The sequence below is a fragment of the uncultured Capnocytophaga sp. genome (assembly GCF_963525585.1).
In the GTDB taxonomy this organism is placed as follows: Bacteria; Bacteroidota; Bacteroidia; order Flavobacteriales; family Flavobacteriaceae; genus Capnocytophaga.
Genome location: NZ_CAURLX010000007.1, coordinates 20,342 through 37,451, shown reverse-complemented (window position 1 = coordinate 37,451; position 17,110 = coordinate 20,342). Strand labels below are relative to the sequence as shown.

The following is a 17,110-nucleotide window of genomic DNA, read 5'->3' as shown; positions in this document are numbered from 1 at the left end:
TTTTAAAATTTAATCTATGTACAAAATAGCTAAAATAATTGTTTTTATTTTAGGCATTTTGGGGCTTATATTTTGTTTTTGGTTAATGTTAAGCTCTGAAGATGTTAAGAATGATAAAACAAATATTCCAATGAATGGAATGTTCATTACTGATTATGTGTTACTTGCTATTTCAATAATAGCAGTACTTGTTTCAGCAACAATTAATATACTCACTTCTCCTAAATCAATCAAAAAAACATTGATCTATTCAGGGGTGTTTTTGGGAGTACTTCTTATATCTTATCCTTTGTCTTTTGTATTGTTTGGTACAGATAAAGTTTATCAATGGATAAGTGCTGGAATTACAGCTACTTACTTACTTTTAATAGGTTCCTTAATTGCTGTAATTTTTTCTGTTGTTAAAAGAACTTAAAAAAAACAAATGGCAAGACGATCAATACCCGAAGTAAATGCTGGTTCAATGGCAGATATCGCATTTTTATTGTTGATATTCTTCTTAGTAACCACAGATATAACCTCCAATGCTGGTATCGCTGCGAAACTACCTCCTAAAATTCCACCTCAAGAACAACAAGAACCTCCTATAAATGAGCGAAACTTATTTGTTGTATTAGTAAATAAACAAAATCAGTTATTGGTAGAGGATAAGCTGTTAGATATCAAAGATTTGAGACAAACAGCAAAAGATTTTTTGGATAATGGAGGAGGTCAAGGTAGTGATGGATGTAGTTATTGTCAAGGGAAAAAGGATATTTCTTCTTCTGATAACCCAACTAAAGCTGTAATTTCTTTGCAAAATGATAGGGAGACAAATTATGAAACCTATATAGCTGTGCAAAATGAGCTTGTAGCAGCTTATAATGAGCTAAGAGAAAGAGAAAGAAAAAGGCTATTCCCTAATGAGGTTACCTATGCAGAGATGGATGCTGAATTTAATGCTGCAAAAACTTCTGATGCAAGAAAAAATGAATTGAGACCAAAACTAGAGAAATTACAAGAATTATTTCCTAGAAAGTTGGTTGAGGCAAGTGTTAAGAGAGATAAAAATTAATAGTATGGCAAAGTTCAATAAGAAAAAAACAGATGGGGTTCCTCCTATATCAACAGCATCTCTGCCTGATATTATCTTTATGCTTTTATTTTTCTTTATGACAGTTACACAATCTAAAGATGGAGAAATAAAGGTAGTTAATGATGTTCCTACTGCTAATCAAGTACAAAAACTAGATAAAAAAGATCCTGTAATATATGTATATGCAGGAGAGCCTTTGGCTAGGTATCAAGATAAGTTTGGTAAAAATGCAAAACTTCAGATAAATGATGTTTTTGTAGATGTAGATAAGGTAGGTACTCCTATCCTTAAATATAGGGAAGGACTTCAGGAAAGATATAAAGAAATTTTTATTACATCTCTAAAAATTGATAAACATACAAAAATGGGAATCATAGGAGATTTAAAAGAAAAATTGAGAGAAATCAATGCCTTGAAAATAAATTATATCACAAAAGAAGGAACTCCAAGTATTCTAAGTGATTAGGAATATAAAAATAATTATTTTGTAAAATCATAATTCATTAATCCGTAAAATAAATATTTTGCGGATTATTTTTTATAAATAGAACAATGAAAATTCTTCATACTGCCGACTGGCATTTAGGAAAGAAAATAGATAGGTTTTCTCGAATAGAGGAACAATGCTTAGTTATGGAGGAGATAGTACAAATAGCAGACCAACACAAAGTTGATGCAGTTATTATTGCTGGAGATCTATTTGATAATTTTACTCCTAATATAGAAGCTATAGAGCTTTTCTATAAGACACTTAAAAGGTTATCATTAGGTGGAGTACGTCCAGTAATTGCCATTGCAGGAAATCACGATGCTCCAAAACTTATTGATGCTCCAGATCCTTTAGCCCGTGAATGTGGAATAATTCTTATAGGCTATCCTAATGCAATAGTTAAGAATACTGATTCTTCTTATTTTAGAATATCATTTTCGAAAGAGGGCTTCTTTGAAATTACATTTTCTCAATATAATTATCCCTTAAGGATTATTCATACTCCTTATGCGAATGAGTCACGTATGAGAGAAGAACTCAAGGGAGATAAGCAAGAGAGTATTAATCAGATTTTATCAGAAAAATGGAGTGCTTTGGCAGAAGAATTTTGTGATACAAAGGGAGTGAATATACTTACAGCTCATTTATTTATGAATCCGAGAGGAGGAGAAGTATTAGAGGAACCAGAAGGAGAACGTCCTATAAAAATAGGCAATGCAGATATGATTTATACAGATATTATTCCTCCTCAGATACAATACACAGCTCTAGGACATTTACACGGATTCAAAAACATAGGAAGTAAAGAAAAACCTATTGTATATGCCTCATCTCCATTATGTTATAGCTTTAGTGAGGCAGGACAACAAAAATATGTTGCTATAATAGAAGCAGAACCTAATAGAGAAATAAAGTTAGAGAAAATACCTCTTAAAAATGGTAAAGCACTTGTCCGGAAAACATTTGATTCTATTAATAAAGCTACTAATTGGTTAGAGAGAAACCCTGATACTTGGGTAGAATTGACAATTGAGATGGAGCAGTTTTTAAAAAAGGAAGAACAAAACCAGCTTTATAATGTTCATCAAGGAATTGTTTATTTGATTCCAAAATTAAAATATAAAGATGATACTAAATATACTCATCAATTAGTTCAGCAAGACATTAATTTTGAGAATGTTATCCCTTTATTTGAGAACTATTTCAAGTATAAAAATAGAGGTATCGCTCCTAATAAAGAGATTTTAGAATTATTTAATGAAATTCTTACTATAGAATAATGTTACCACTACGACTCACAATAGAAGGAATTTATTCCTATCAGGAAAGACAAACTATTGATTTTTCGGCTCTTACTCAAGCAGGCTTATTTGGAATCTTTGGAATTGTGGGTTCCGGAAAATCATCCATTCTTGAGGCAATAACTTTTGCTCTCTATGGAGAGACTGAACGACTGAATAGTAGAGATAGAAGAAGTTATAATATGCTGAACCTCAAGTCAAATCATTTTTATCTTGAATTTGAATTTCTAAACTTTGAAGACAGACATTTCCGAGTGATTAGGGAATTCAAACGAAGTAATAAAAAGTTTGATGACGTGAAACCCACTGTAGTACAATATTATGAGAAAAAAGGAGAAAATTGGCTACCTTTAGAACAGGCTTTTCCTCAGAAAATAATAGGACTGAGTTATGATAATTTTAAAAGGACAATCATTATTCCCCAAGGTCAATTCAAAGAATTTCTAGAACTTGGAGCTAAGGATAGAACCGAGATGATGAAGGAGATATTTAATTTGCACAAATTTGATTTATCAGATAATATAGCAAAAATTAAAAAGGAAAATGGGGAAAAACTGAGTTTTAAAGAAGGTTTATTGAAAGGATTTGAGCTAGTAGATGAGAACATTATTGGGCTGCAAAAGAAAAAATTCTTAGAAGAAAAGGAGAAGCTGAAATATATAGAAAAAGAATTTATACAACTAAAAAAAGAATATGAACAATTAAAAACACTAAAAAATGATTATGAACTACTGAATATCAAGAAGAAAGATTTATTAAATTTCCAAAAACAAGAACCTGAAATACAAAATTTACAAGAAAAAATAAATATTTACGAAAAAATAGAGAAATTATTTAAAAATTTATTAGAGAATAAATTAAAAATACAAAAAGAAGTTCATTTATATCAATCTAGAAAAGAAATAGAAGAAAGAAAACTTCAGGAAATAGAGGAACAACTTACAAATCTTACTCAAAAAATTGATTCTATACAAGGAAAATATGATCAACTTCCTCAGACAAAAATAATAGAAGAGGATTTGAGACAAATACTATCTATAATTCCCCTAAAAAATCAGATTATCACAGAGGAGAAAAGGACTAAAGAAGGAAGTGCTAAAATAAAAGAGGAAGAGAAAAAGTTTAAAGATCAGAAAAGAATATTAGCAGAACTTGAAACTGATATAGATAACCTTAAAAAACAACGTATAAATCACAAACTTTTACTAGAAATAGGTAATTGGTATGAAAAATATAGTATTTTCAGAGAAAATGAGAGTAATCAACGTGCTAAAATAATCAAAATAGAAGAAGAATTAGAATCTATATTAGGTAAACTAGAAGAAATTATGACTTCAAAAGGGCTTCTTTTAATAGATTATAATAAAAAAATTATATTAGAGAAAGAAAAATTTGAAAAAGAAAAACAAAGTCTTAATCAAAGGATAAATCAGCTTGAAGTACAAAGCCAATTAGCTCGTTATTCACAAGCTTTGCATCAGGGAAAGGCTTGCCCTTTATGTGGATCCTTGGAGCATCCTCATATTACTCATTTTGAGGATGTTAGTAGAGAAATGGATGCTATAAAGGAAACAATAAAGAATATTGATACAGAGCAGGAAGAACTCCGCCAGACGATCTCTCTGATAGAAAAATACATTGAAAAAAAACAAATCTTTGAAGCTCAACTCTCTTTAGAAAAGAATATATTAAAGCGCATAGAGGAGGATTTATCAGGGCATCGTGCGGGCTTCGTATGGAAAGAATTTTCTTTGGAAGATAATACTCTTTTTCTTGAACAACAGAAGTTTGCTACAGAGCTTGAAATTCAGATAGATGAAAAAGAAAAATCATATAAAAAATTATTTAAAGAAACAGAAGAGCTTCAGCAAAAAATAGAAAAATATAGAATTTTGCTTAATGATATTTATAATAATATAGCTTCTTTGCAAGGGAATATTTTGAGTAAGAAAGAAAGTATAAAAGTCCTTGATTATGAAGAATATGGAGAGAGGGAATATAACTCTCTTGAAGAAGAATTTAAGGAAATAGCATTTTTAAATATACAAATAGAGCAAGATTATCAAGAACTTATAGAAAATAAGAATAAAATAAATCTTTTATATTCCCAAAATAAAGTCCAATTGAAAAACACTTTGGAACTTCTCGAGAAAAATAGAAAAGAATATTCTATTATAGAGGAACAAATTAAAAAAGAACTTGAAGAGGGGGGACTAGAGATAGAGAGAGTAGAGGAAATTTTAAAAAATCCTATTTCAGTTGAAGAAAATCGCTTGAAGATACAGGAATTTTATGTTCATTATAAAGTAATTCAAGAACATATTGCACAATTAGAGAGAAAATTCTCCGAAAATCCATTTAATATTGATATTTATCTTAAAATAGAAGAGGATTTCATTTCTAAAGAAGGAGAAATGAAATCGGCTAATGAAATTTGTATAAAATTAGATACTGAGCTTCGGCAACTGGAGAAATCCTTTGAAGAGAAGAAGGAAATTATAAAAGAAGTGGAATTCTACAGACAAAAAAATGAAAATATAAAACTTCTTGATAATATTTTCAGAGGACAAGGATTCATACAATATATTTCATCTATTTATATGCAACAGTTGTGTGAATATGCTAATGAACGTTTTCGCCAAATGACTAGAGGACAATTGAGTTTGCAAGTAAATGAAAATAATGAATTTGAAGTAATTGATTATCTTAATGAAGGGAAGACAAGGAGTGTAAAAACGCTTTCAGGAGGGCAGGCTTTTCAGGTTTCTTTAAGTTTAGCTCTAGCCCTAGCCGAAAGTGTGCAGAGTGAAGCCATAACTAAGAGAAATTTCTTTTTCATTGATGAAGGATTCGGTACTCAGGATTTGGATTCTGTAAATATTGTCTTTGAGTCAATTACAAAACTACTGAAAGAGAATCGGATAGTAGGGATTATCTCTCACGTGGAGGAACTAAAAGAACGTATCCCAATTTCTCTTACTATTACGAAAGATATTGAGCGTGGAAGTTTGATAAATATGTCATAAAATTATTGATAACTGACATATTTGTAGAAAAATTGTCAGCTTAGAAGTATTTAAGAGTGTCTTTCTAATATAAATATGAAATTAGTTCTATTTTTAGGTACAAAGAAGAGGAATAATGACTAAAAGGATGTAAAATACTATATTTTATAGTAGAAAAAAGAGATATTCTACAAATATTATAGATAATGTAAAAGTAAAGAAAGCTGACAAAATGACATATTTTAAAAAATGGCATACTTTGTGAGTATATAGAAGTAAATTTATAAAAGATATAAAATGAGCGTAAAATTAAAACCTTTAGCTGATAGAGTGCTTGTAGAACCAGCACCAGCTGAAACTACCACAGCCTCAGGTATTATTATCCCTGATACTGCACAAGAAAAACCTCAAAAAGGGAAAATAGTTGCTGTAGGAGCAGGAACCAAAGAGAATCCTATTACTGTAAAAGTAGGGGATACTGTCCTCTATGGAAAATATGCTGGTACAGAGCTAAAATTGGAAGGTAAAACTTACCTTATAATGAAAGAAAACGATTTGTTAGGAATCTTAGAATAGTCTAATATAATCGTTATGTTCTACACTTTACAGTTAAATGCAAAATTACAACCTTTTCATAGACACGATCTGGAGGATCTCATAGACGAATTTCTCTCTGAAGAAGGTTTAGGAAGTACCTCAGGAGGGGGAACCCTAATGTCCAAAGAGGGAGAGATAGAGTACTGTGATATAGAAATTGAACTCAATAATACCTTTCAGGCAGTAGAAAAATTACTACAAAAATTAGAAGAAGTTGGTATTCCTAAAGGATCTAAACTATATAATGAAGACTTCTCTCAGGAGGTAGGTACATTAGAAGGGTTAGCTATTTATGTGAATGGAACAGATTTGCCTAAGGAAGTGTATGAAACTTCTGATGTTAATGTAGTTTTTGACTCTGTTAGTGAAATTTTGAAAGATGTCTTGGTATTTACTTCCTATCATGAAGGAAGTAACGATACAGCTTTATATTTCTATGTAAAAAGAAGTTTTATGGAGGCTAAGGAACAAATCAAGGATTTTATTGCTTCTTATCCCTTGTGTGAAAAGTGTAGAATTATTCAAATCGCTTAAACAAATAATAAAAAAAATTAAAAAATAAAAAACATGGCAAAAGATATAAAATTTGATATTGATGCACGTGATGGCTTAAAAAGAGGGGTAGATGCCCTTGCCAATGCTGTAAAAGTAACTTTAGGACCTAAAGGACGTAATGTTATTATTAGTAAATCATTTGGAGCACCTACAGTTACTAAAGATGGGGTAACTGTAGCTAAAGAGGTAGAACTAGCTGATTCTCTCGAAAATATGGGAGCACAGATGGTTAAAGAAGTAGCTTCAAAAACCAATGACCTCGCTGGAGATGGTACTACTACCGCTACTGTTCTTGCTCAAGCTATTGTGCGTGAGGGACTTAAAAATGTAGCTGCTGGAGCCAATCCTATGGACTTAAAGCGTGGTATAGATAAAGCTGTAAAAGCTATTGTAAATGAACTAGCTAAGCAAAGTCAAAAAGTAGGAGATTCTATAGATAAAATCCGTCAAGTAGCTGCTATTTCAGCAAATAACGATGATACAGTAGGTGAACTTATTGCTGATGCATTCAAAAAAGTAGGTAAAGAAGGTGTTATCACTGTAGAAGAAGCTAAAGGTACCGATACTTATGTAGATATTGTAGAAGGTATGCAGTTTGACCGTGGTTATCTTTCTCCTTACTTTGTGACCAACTCAGAAAAAATGATTGCAGAGCTCGACAATCCTTTTATTCTTCTATATGACAAGAAGATATCAACAATGAAGGATTTGTTACCTGTACTTGAGCCTGTAGCTCAATCTGGAAAATCTCTTCTTATCATTGCTGAAGATATTGATGGCGAGGCTTTGGCTACTTTAGTTGTGAATAAGCTTCGTGGAGCGTTGCGTATTGCAGCAGTAAAAGCTCCTGGTTTTGGAGACCGTCGTAAAGCTATGCTTGAGGATATAGCTATCCTTACCGGAGGTACTGTTATCGCCGAAGAAAGAGGCTTTACTCTTGAAAATGCAACAATAGATATGCTTGGTCGTGCAGAGCGTGTGGCTATCGACAAAGATAACACCACCATTGTAAATGGAGCTGGTAAGAGCGAAGATATCCAAGCTCGAGTAGGGCAAATTAAAGCTCAAATGGAAGTAACAACTTCTGATTATGACAAAGAAAAACTTCAAGAACGCTTAGCTAAATTGGCTGGAGGAGTAGCTGTTCTTTATGTGGGAGCTCCTTCTGAAGTAGAAATGAAAGAGAAGAAAGACCGTGTAGATGATGCACTTCACGCAACTCGTGCTGCGGTAGAAGAAGGTATTGTTCCAGGAGGTGGTGTTGCTTTATTACGTGCAAGAGCAGTACTTAGCAAAATTAAAACAGATAATAGTGATGAAATCACAGGTATCCAGATTGTTAATAAAGCAGTTGAGGCTCCACTTCGTACAATTGTTGAAAATGCAGGAGGCGAAGGCTCTGTAGTGATTGCTAAGGTTTTAGAAAGCAGAAATTCTTTCGGTTACAATGCCAAAACAGAGAAGTATGTGGATATGTATCGCGCAGGAATCATTGATCCTAAGAAAGTTACTCGTGTAGCTCTTGAAAATGCTGCATCAGTAGCAGGAATGATTCTTACAACAGAATGTGCCTTGGTAGATATCAAAGAAGATACTCCAGCAATGCCTCCTATGGGAGGTGGTGGAATGCCAGGTATGATGTAATAATTAATTTAGATAAACTTACCCCCAGAAATTTACTTCTTGGGGGTAAGTTTTAATATTTTTATGAGGATTAAAAAATAATAAAAATCCTTCACTCCTAAAATAAATTTTGTAATTTTGCCCTCGTAGTATTTATTTTAAATTTAAATATTATTACAGATAATAAAAAGCTATGATATAGCTTTAAGGAATTTTATAAACATAGGTCTTATTCAATATTAGTCTTATGTAAATCATATCACTACAGATAATGTCTCAACAAAAAACTAAAAACAACGATATCAATATCTTAAGGAAACTCTTTGGCTATGCTAAACCTTACAAATGGATATTTGCCTTGGTGGCATTCCTATCCATCTATATATCAGGAGCAAGTTCCCTGAGAGCTTATATATCCAAGGAAATTATCAATAATTATATCGTACCCAAGGACTACGAAGGCTTATTATATGCCAGTTTACTCTTGGTAGGGATTCTCCTATCAGAAATTATCTCTCAGATTTCCTTTGCTTACTACTCAGGATGGATAGGACAAATGGTAATTTATGATATCCGGAAGAAGTTATTCTCAATGATGCTTCGTTTTAATATGAAGTATCACAACCAATCCTCTGTTGGGGTATTGATTACTCGTGCAGTGAATGACTTGGAGCGTATTGGAGAGATTTTTAGCGCAGGATTCTTTGAGATTATTTCGGATATACTCAAAATGCTACTGATTATGTCCTTGATGTTGCTCACCGATTGGAAATTATCACTCCTCACCTTCCTGACCTTACCAATTATTATTTATGCTACCCATCTCTTCCAGAAGGCGAGCAAAGCTGCCTTTACAGACATTCGTCGAGAGGTAGCTAACTTAAATTCTTTTGTACAGGAGCGCATCACAGGAATCAAAGTAGTCCAACTATTCACCCGAGAGGAGCAGGAGTACAAAGCCTTTCAAGAGATTAATGAAAAACATAAAAAAGCGTGGTTGCGCAATATCCTCCAGAACTCTATTTACTTTCCTATTGCTGAAATATTAAGTTCTATTGCTATTGCTTTGGTTATATGGTATGGAGGATTACAAGTTGTCCATCATGAAATGGCTAGCTTAGGGGTGATCTTTATGTTTGTTCAATTAGTTCAGGAGTTGTATCGTCCATTGCGCCATATTGCAGACAAATTTACTGTCCTACAAATGGGGATGGTCGCCTCCGGACGTGTTTTTGATATTATGGACGAAGGCAAGGAAACTCAAGAAGATGCTCAAGGAGGCATCTGCCGAGATATAGAAGGAAATATTCAATTTGACAAGGTTACCTTTGGTTACAAAAAAGAAGAAGAAATACTTCACGGAATCAGTTTCTCTGCCCAACAAGGAGAAACTATAGCCATTGTCGGGGCTACTGGAGCAGGAAAATCCACTGTGATACAGCTTCTCTCTCGTTTTTACAAAGCCAATTCTGGAAAAATACTCATAGATGGGGTGGATTGCAACGACTATAATTTAGAAAACTACCGCAAACAGATAAGCGTTGTCCTCCAAGATGTGTTTTTATTTGCTGATAGTATCTTCTACAACATCACTTTAGGAGATGAAAATATCTCTTTAGAGCAAGTGAAGGAAGCGGCTAAGGAGATAGGCATCCACGACTTCATAGAGCAACTACCTAACGGATATTTCTTTGATGTGAAGGAGCGGGGAGCCGTACTTTCTGCCGGACAACGACAGCTGATTTCCTTTCTACGTGCATACGTACACAAGCCAAAAATACTTATTCTTGACGAGGCTACAGCTTCGGTAGACTCTCATTCGGAAAAACTTCTACAGCAAGCCACAGAGAAAATTACTCAAGGACGCACCTCTATTATCATTGCTCATCGCCTCTCCACCATACGCAAATCCGATAAAATTATCGTGATGAACAAAGGAAATATCGTAGAAGAAGGCTCCCACGAACAACTACTTCAAGTAACCAATGGTTATTATAAAAACCTATATGATATGCAGTTTTCAGTTTAAGTAAATATTTTATTAATTAATTCACTCTCTACAGCCCTTTTTTTTCGAAATAGAAAAATTACTACCCTAATAAGCATTTCATTTAGTGAGTAAACAGTAAAATAATCAATCATCTAACATTCCAAATTTTAATATTTTATATTTGGCAGCAAGGAAAATAGTTAGTACTTTTGGGGCGTTAAACTAAAACATCACGAATGTATGAATAATACCTTTTTTAAAAAGAAAGAATTTACAGAATTCTTACCTAAAAATGGAGTAAAGAGTATTGATAGTTACGTTAATTACGTAAACAATGCTGACAAACAATTCAGACATAGACTTTTTGAGTTAGTTGAAAATATCTACAATGCAAAAAGTTTAGATGCCCTTGATGAGTTGAGAGAAATAGGAGAAGAGCTTTTTGAAATTATAGAAGTTACTTCTAAAACTCATTATCGTGCAGGGTTTATGAAGTACCTTGATTTCATTGAAGAGAAAATCTGCCTTTCTGATGAAGTTTCAGTTGCAACTATCTCTTTAAATGATATAAAGAAAGAAGTAGAAGAAGAAAAAACATATAATACCAACAGTGCTTATATACACTATTCTTCTACTTTTGTTAGAGACACTCTATTTCGTAGGCTAATTTCACAAGACCGTTATAATAACAATGGTCATCTTATTTTCCCTATTCGTTTTATAAAACAATACTTTTATAAAACGGGACACGGACAAACTTTTGACAAAATACTTAATCATCAAATAGATAACATTATCTATTTTGTAGGGACTACCGCTAAAAAAGTCAAAGATTTAAAAGACTTAGAAATTGAGTATAGTAATGGACAGGTCTTTATAAATAAGGAAAAGGTTTCTACTAAAACAGAAGTTGATAATTTAGTAACTCTATTTGTAAAATCAGGTAAACTTAAAGAAATTGTTATCGATCACATTGAGCCTATTAGTCTCTTATTAGAGTCTTTAGATAAAAACGAATTTCCTCAACTATCACTTATCACAGATGAATTTAGAAAACGAGTGAAAGGGGGAAATCTAGATAGAGATTCAGTACGCCTATTATCTACTAGAATTGCAGATGACGAGTCTTTTAGAAATAGGATTCATTTTGACAAGTTAGAAGAAGAATTTCAGAAAATTAATGCAAAAATGAATTTACAGCTAATGCATAGTAGTTATAATAGTAAGAAAGGAGTAAAATAAGTAACATTACTTATTTAACTAAAAAAGAGTGCCAAAACAATTTTTGGCACTCTTTTTTTACTATAGTATCACAAAATGATACAGCCTCTATATTATCTTTGCCCTCAATAAGTTATAATATCACACAATATGAAAACCTTTCAAGAACTTTTGCAAGTTAGTGTTCCCCAAAAAATGAAGCTTCCCGTGCCTTTAGGCATATCTGTTGAAAAAGTGAAATTCGTAGATATTGCTAAAATAAGTCCTATACTTATTGAGGGAAATAACCCTGATGAAAGACAACTATTAGTACAAGAAATATGCTGGACAATGCTCTACCATAAGCATTCTAAAAATGTACAAATATTCTCTATCAATGCGCAAGATGAACAAAAAATGTTCAAAATACTTGCTATTTTACAAAAAAATAGCAAAACGATATAAAAAACAGCATAGTAAGTGCTATAAAGCTCCTCACATCATTGTATTTATAGAAAATATAGAGAACTTTGTCATTACTCACTTTGAGACTTTAAAAAACATCTTCGAAATAAGTCAGAAAGTAGGGGTTTACTTTGTATTATCAATCGCTAAAATAGAAAGGAAACACTATTTGTGCATTATTTTGAGTTATTAGGACTGTGTAACTATCTTCTAATAGTCGCTGATAACTTAGTTCTAGATCAGATGTTTGGGGAGCTCTTCTCTGATAATTTTAGAGTTTATTCTGGAAGAAATCAGATAATAATCCAATAATTTTTTATAACTTTGCTCTAAGTTGTTTGTTGTATTCATCTATTTAAAAATCAATTAAATATATAATTTTTTAATCAAATAAATAATCTTTTATTTTTTTCTTAATAATTAATAATGGGTTATAATAAAAAATAATGAGTCAGATTTTTAATAAACAAAATAATTTTCTCTTTGCTTTGATATCTATGATTGTTTTAGCAAAGATTATACCTTATAGGGAAGCTTATAATACTGTTTTTGACCTTAATAAATTTATTGATTGGGGAATTTGTATTATATTCTTACTATATGGATTGAAGTTAAATATTAAGGAAATTCTTCGAGATATAAGGAATTGGAAACTTCATCTGGTGGTACAGTTTGGTACATTTTTGTTATTTCCACTATTAGTATTTCTCTTATATCCCTTTTTTAAGGGAACAAATTATCAATTGGTTTGGCTTTCTATTTTCTTTTTAGCGAGCTTGCCCTCTACAGTATCCTCTTCAGTGGTGATGGTTTCTATAGCCAAGGGGAATATAACTTCAGCTATTTTTAATGCTTCTATATCAGGGCTTATAGGAATTATAGTAACTCCTCTTCTGATGGGGGCTTTCTTAAAACATACAACTGCAGATGTAGATCAGATGACAATTATTCAGCAATTATTATTGAAGGTATTGTTGCCCATTATATTAGGGTTACTTCTGAATCCTACATTAAAAAAAATAGTAGATAAATATAGTAAATGGATAGGGCAATTTGATAAGTTTATTATATTGCTAATTGTATATGAAAGCTTTTCCAATGCCTTTGTTGAGCAGATATTTCTTTCTGTTCCACCTATTATTTTTGTTATTATTTCTTTTATTTCAATAGGTTTGTTCTTTGTGGTATATGCTGTACTTAAGTATATTTCTCAGATATTGCATTTTAATCAAGAAGATATAATTACAGCTACTTTCTGTGGCTCTAAAAAATCTTTGGTACACGGAAGTTTATTTGTAATGGTCTTGGGAATTCCTGAGTCAGAAAAAGTGATTTATTTACTTCCGATAATGCTTTATCATAGTTTTCAGCTTTTTTATGTAAGCTGGCTTGCTAACCGATTGGCACAAAGGAAATAACTTTTATAAGAATAATATTACATTTTTTGTTATATGAACCGGATTGATTTTATAAAAACCTTAGGGCTTGCTTCTACAGGACTTATTTTACCTAAAAATTTGCTAGGGAAAAGCTTAGTGAAGATTTATGATAACTATATTCGAGGAATGCAATATTATCATTATTCAAAAGTTAAAGAATCTCTTAAAGAAGGGGATATATTGCGCCTTAAGCACGAGGAAGGAAACATATACGATGCATTTGCTGTTGAAGTTTATTATCAAGAGTATAAATTGGGATATTTGCCTGCTTATGAGAATATAGTAATAGCTAATATGCTTAATGCAGGAGTAGAGCTAACAGCTCAGATAAGTAAACATAGTCCTAAGAATGACTATTATGAATATGAATCTCTGGCTGTAGAGGTATTTGCAGAACTTATTACGCCTACTCCTCAGTTAATCACAGCTTTACAAAACGCACGAGCTAGTGATGTTGAGGATATTTATAGACAGGGATATTTCTCATAATTAATCTTAAATAATATTCTTATATACTTTAGAATTATATGTAATTTCTACTTTTAATAAAAAAAGCCCCGAAGATAGTCGAGGCACTAAATGTTTTCACAACGGAATAATCCTTATTGTGAGTTACTTTCAAAATCTAACGCAAAGGTACAACTTTTTTTGGAAAAACAAAAATAAATTCCTAATTTTTTTATTGTATTAATTCCACTCCTAAGTGAGATTAGTAGATATTTATTTTCGAAGAAATTTGATAATATTTCAAGAATTTTTTTATAACTTTGCCACAAGAAGTTTACTGTATTTAGTTGTTTGGATATCAATCAAATATATCTTTTTGGTTAAATAAGTAACTTTTTTCTTTTTCTAGTCAAAATATACAATTGAAGTAATATATTAGGTAGTAATAGTTTTTGAATAAATTCTTGATAATTAAGTATAGATGTTTTGAAAAAAATGATTACCTTTGCTTCCTGAAAAAACAAACAAAATATAAAATTATGGCAAACATAAAAAAAATAGCTGTACTTACCTCTGGAGGTGATGCTCCAGGGATGAATGCAGCTATACGCTCAGTAGTACGTACTTGTGCCTATCATAATGTAGAAGTATTAGGAGTATACCGAGGTTACCAAGGAATGATTGAAAATGATTTTACACCATTAGATGCTCGTAGCGTACGAAACTTAATCAATCGAGGAGGAACTTTTCTTAAATCAGCACGTTCCAAAGACTTCCGTACCCCTGAAGGACGTAAAAAAGCCTATGAGAACCTTGTTGCAGCAGGTGCAGATGCTTTGGTTGTTATTGGAGGAGATGGCTCTTTTACAGGGGCTTTGCTTTTTAATCAAGAATTTGGATTTCCTGTAATAGGGATTCCAGGTACCATTGATAATGATATCTATGGGACAACTTATACTCTTGGCTATGATACAGCTCTTAATACAGTTGTGGAAGCAATTGATAAAATTCGTGATACAGCTAGTTCTCATAACCGAATGTTTTTTATTGAGGTGATGGGGCGTGATGCAGGTTTTCTTGCTCTTAATTCAGGTATAGGAGGAGGAGCTGAGAAAATTCTTATTCCAGAACATCATAGCACCTTGGAAGAATTGGTGAATGAAATAGAAATCAATCACAACAAAGGGAAGATGTCCAATATTATTGTAGTAGCGGAAGGAGATACAACAGGGAAAAATGTATTTGAACTTAAAAGATATGTAGAAAAACAGAATCCAGATTATGATATACGGGTATCTGTATTGGGACATATTCAGAGAGGGGGAGCTCCTACTTGCTTTGATCGTGTATTGGCAAGTCGTATGGGCGTAAAAGCCGTGGAATCTCTTCTTGAAGGCAAATCTAACTATATGGTAGGAATCAATAATGACAAGATAGACCTTACCCCACTGGAGAAAGCCATAAAAGGAGGTGAAAGTAAACTTGATCCTGATTTGATCCGTATTGCAGAAATTATGAGTGTATAAATTAAATTTTTAATTTTGCAAAAAATAAATAGAAACTTTTTTATTAGCTTTACCTCAACAAATAGAATCATTTTTTAATGAAAATAGCTGTTATTGGCACTGGATATGTTGGTTTAGTTTCAGGGACTTGCTTTGCAGAAGTAGGGAATACAGTTACTTGTGTAGATGTTAATGAAGATAAAATAGAAAAACTCAAACAAGGGATTATTCCAATCTATGAACCAGGGCTTGAAACAATGGTGCTGAATAATATAGCTAATAAAAACCTTCTTTTTACAACAGATATAGCTCAGGCTATTAAGCAAGTGGAGATTGTTTTTATAGCAGTGGGAACCCCTATGGGAGAGGATGGTTCTGCAGATTTGCAATATGTTCTCTCTGTAGCTCAATCTATTGGAGAAGCTATGGAGAATCATCTAATTATAGTGAATAAATCTACGGTTCCAATAGGAACAGCTGATAAAGTAAAGGAAGTTATTCATAATGTTTTAGAAAAAAGAAAAATTTCAATTGATTTTGATATTGTTTCTAATCCTGAATTTCTTAAAGAAGGAAAAGCAATTCAAGATTTTATGAAGCCAGATAGAGTAGTTATAGGAGCTGAAAGTGCTTATGCTTTTGAAAAAATGAAAGCTCTTTACTCTTCTTTTTTCTTACAACACGAACGCTTTATCACTATGGATATTCGTTCAGCTGAGATGACAAAATATGCTGCTAATGCAATGTTAGCTACCAAGATATCATTTATGAATGAAATAGCCAATATCTGTGAGCGTGTAGGTGCTGATGTGAACAAGGTTCGCTTGGGAATTGGTTCTGATACTCGTATAGGATATAGCTTTATCTACCCAGGCTGTGGATATGGTGGTTCTTGTTTCCCAAAGGATGTGTTAGCTCTGAAAAAATTAGCAGAAGAGGTAGATTACAAAGCTGAGCTTATAGAATCGGTAGACAATGTTAATAATCGCCAAAAATATGTTGTTGCTAATAAGGTAATAAAGAAATATGGAGAGGATCTTTCAGGGAAAACATTTGCTGTATGGGGATTGGCGTTCAAACCTGAAACAGATGATATGAGAGAAGCCCCATCTATTTATATTATCAAAGAACTTATAAAAAGAGGAGCTAAAATACAAGCTTATGATCCAAAAGCAGTATATGAAGCTAAGAGTTTTTATTTGAAAGATTATGATATTGAATATGTAGATGGTAAATATGAAGCTCTCAAAGGAGCAAATGCTCTACTTTTACTTACCGAATGGAAGGAGTTTCGTTCTCCTGATTTTGAAGAAATAGGCAAACAGCTTCTTGAAAAAGTAATTTTTGATGGTCGAAATCAATATAATGCTTTCGATTTGCCTAATAAAGGATTTGAATATATACAAATAGGAGTCTAA

15 protein-coding genes are annotated in these 17,110 nt (G+C 32.3%); all 15 read left to right on the top strand.

Going from position 1 to position 17,110, the window contains the following annotated elements; all coding sequences use genetic code 11:
- Positions 1-16: 16 nt before the first annotated feature.
- The 15 genes from RYK20_RS03065 to RYK20_RS02995 all read left to right on the top strand — a co-directional run bounded on the left by RYK20_RS03065 (position 17) and on the right by RYK20_RS02995 (position 17,110).
- A complete protein-coding gene (locus tag RYK20_RS03065) occupies positions 17-415 on the top strand; it encodes a hypothetical protein (protein ID WP_311455870.1) in 399 nt (132 codons plus the stop codon).
- Between the two features lie 9 nt (positions 416-424).
- A complete protein-coding gene (locus tag RYK20_RS03060; RefSeq protein ID WP_297980168.1) occupies positions 425-1,054 on the top strand; it encodes a biopolymer transporter ExbD in 630 nt (209 codons plus the stop codon).
- 4 nt (positions 1,055-1,058) lie between these two features.
- On the top strand, positions 1,059-1,541 hold the full coding sequence (locus RYK20_RS03055) for a biopolymer transporter ExbD (RefSeq protein ID WP_311455868.1): 483 nt from the start codon (positions 1,059-1,061) through the stop codon (positions 1,539-1,541).
- Positions 1,542-1,627: 86 nt separating this feature from the next.
- Complete coding sequence (locus tag RYK20_RS03050; RefSeq protein ID WP_314894380.1) at positions 1,628-2,845, top strand: exonuclease subunit SbcD; 1,218 nt, start codon at positions 1,628-1,630, stop codon at positions 2,843-2,845.
- Positions 2,845-5,892: an AAA family ATPase gene (locus tag RYK20_RS03045; RefSeq protein WP_314894379.1), complete on the top strand. Its 3,048-nt coding sequence runs from the start codon at positions 2,845-2,847 to the stop codon at positions 5,890-5,892. Before RYK20_RS03050 ends, RYK20_RS03045 begins: the two co-directional genes overlap by 1 nt.
- Before the next feature lie 276 nt (positions 5,893-6,168).
- The gene (groES, locus tag RYK20_RS03040) at positions 6,169-6,447 is read left to right on the top strand and encodes a co-chaperone GroES (RefSeq protein WP_297979281.1); all 279 of its coding nucleotides are present in this window, start codon (positions 6,169-6,171) and stop codon (positions 6,445-6,447) included.
- 15 nt (positions 6,448-6,462) lie between these two features.
- On the top strand, positions 6,463-7,002 hold the full coding sequence (locus RYK20_RS03035; protein WP_314894378.1) for a hypothetical protein: 540 nt from the start codon (positions 6,463-6,465) through the stop codon (positions 7,000-7,002).
- 33 nt (positions 7,003-7,035) lie between these two features.
- Positions 7,036-8,667, top strand: coding sequence for a chaperonin GroEL (groL, locus tag RYK20_RS03030; protein WP_311455862.1), 1,632 nt, complete (start codon positions 7,036-7,038; stop codon positions 8,665-8,667).
- Between the two features lie 250 nt (positions 8,668-8,917).
- On the top strand, positions 8,918-10,675 hold the full coding sequence (locus RYK20_RS03025; RefSeq protein WP_314894377.1) for an ABC transporter ATP-binding protein: 1,758 nt from the start codon (positions 8,918-8,920) through the stop codon (positions 10,673-10,675).
- A 201-nt stretch (positions 10,676-10,876) separates the two neighbouring features.
- Positions 10,877-11,878 (top strand): hypothetical protein, encoded by a 1,002-nt coding sequence (locus RYK20_RS03020; protein ID WP_314894376.1) that lies wholly within the window; start codon positions 10,877-10,879, stop codon positions 11,876-11,878.
- A gap of 129 nt (positions 11,879-12,007) precedes the next feature.
- Positions 12,008-12,301: a hypothetical protein gene (locus tag RYK20_RS03015; RefSeq protein ID WP_314894375.1), complete on the top strand. Its 294-nt coding sequence runs from the start codon at positions 12,008-12,010 to the stop codon at positions 12,299-12,301.
- Between the two features lie 446 nt (positions 12,302-12,747).
- The gene (locus RYK20_RS03010) at positions 12,748-13,719 is read left to right on the top strand and encodes a bile acid:sodium symporter (protein WP_314894374.1); all 972 of its coding nucleotides are present in this window, start codon (positions 12,748-12,750) and stop codon (positions 13,717-13,719) included.
- Between the two features lie 33 nt (positions 13,720-13,752).
- Positions 13,753-14,229 (top strand): HIRAN domain-containing protein, encoded by a 477-nt coding sequence (locus RYK20_RS03005; protein ID WP_314894373.1) that lies wholly within the window; start codon positions 13,753-13,755, stop codon positions 14,227-14,229.
- A gap of 497 nt (positions 14,230-14,726) precedes the next feature.
- Positions 14,727-15,713: a 6-phosphofructokinase gene (gene pfkA / locus RYK20_RS03000; protein ID WP_314894372.1), complete on the top strand. Its 987-nt coding sequence runs from the start codon at positions 14,727-14,729 to the stop codon at positions 15,711-15,713.
- Between the two features lie 77 nt (positions 15,714-15,790).
- Complete coding sequence (locus RYK20_RS02995) at positions 15,791-17,110, top strand: UDP-glucose/GDP-mannose dehydrogenase family protein (RefSeq protein ID WP_314894371.1); 1,320 nt, start codon at positions 15,791-15,793, stop codon at positions 17,108-17,110.

Excerpts from the sequence above, each read along its gene's own strand:
- RYK20_RS03065 (WP_311455870.1), top strand. The coding sequence starts at position 17 with ATGTACAAAATAGCTAAAATAATTGTTTTTATTTTAGGCATTTTGGGG.
- RYK20_RS03060 (WP_297980168.1), top strand. The coding sequence starts at position 425 with ATGGCAAGACGATCAATACCCGAAGTAAATGCTGGTTCAATGGCAGAT.
- RYK20_RS03055 (WP_311455868.1), top strand. The coding sequence starts at position 1,059 with ATGGCAAAGTTCAATAAGAAAAAAACAGATGGGGTTCCTCCTATATCA.
- RYK20_RS03050 (WP_314894380.1), top strand. The coding sequence starts at position 1,628 with ATGAAAATTCTTCATACTGCCGACTGGCATTTAGGAAAGAAAATAGAT.
- RYK20_RS03045 (WP_314894379.1), top strand. The coding sequence starts at position 2,845 with ATGTTACCACTACGACTCACAATAGAAGGAATTTATTCCTATCAGGAA.
- groES (WP_297979281.1), top strand. The coding sequence starts at position 6,169 with ATGAGCGTAAAATTAAAACCTTTAGCTGATAGAGTGCTTGTAGAACCA.
- RYK20_RS03035 (WP_314894378.1), top strand. The coding sequence starts at position 6,463 with ATGTTCTACACTTTACAGTTAAATGCAAAATTACAACCTTTTCATAGA.
- groL (WP_311455862.1), top strand. The coding sequence starts at position 7,036 with ATGGCAAAAGATATAAAATTTGATATTGATGCACGTGATGGCTTAAAA.
- RYK20_RS03025 (WP_314894377.1), top strand. The coding sequence starts at position 8,918 with ATGTCTCAACAAAAAACTAAAAACAACGATATCAATATCTTAAGGAAA.
- RYK20_RS03020 (WP_314894376.1), top strand. The coding sequence starts at position 10,877 with ATGAATAATACCTTTTTTAAAAAGAAAGAATTTACAGAATTCTTACCT.
- RYK20_RS03015 (WP_314894375.1), top strand. The coding sequence starts at position 12,008 with ATGAAAACCTTTCAAGAACTTTTGCAAGTTAGTGTTCCCCAAAAAATG.
- RYK20_RS03010 (WP_314894374.1), top strand. The coding sequence starts at position 12,748 with ATGAGTCAGATTTTTAATAAACAAAATAATTTTCTCTTTGCTTTGATA.
- RYK20_RS03005 (WP_314894373.1), top strand. The coding sequence starts at position 13,753 with ATGAACCGGATTGATTTTATAAAAACCTTAGGGCTTGCTTCTACAGGA.
- pfkA (WP_314894372.1), top strand. The coding sequence starts at position 14,727 with ATGGCAAACATAAAAAAAATAGCTGTACTTACCTCTGGAGGTGATGCT.
- RYK20_RS02995 (WP_314894371.1), top strand. The coding sequence starts at position 15,791 with ATGAAAATAGCTGTTATTGGCACTGGATATGTTGGTTTAGTTTCAGGG.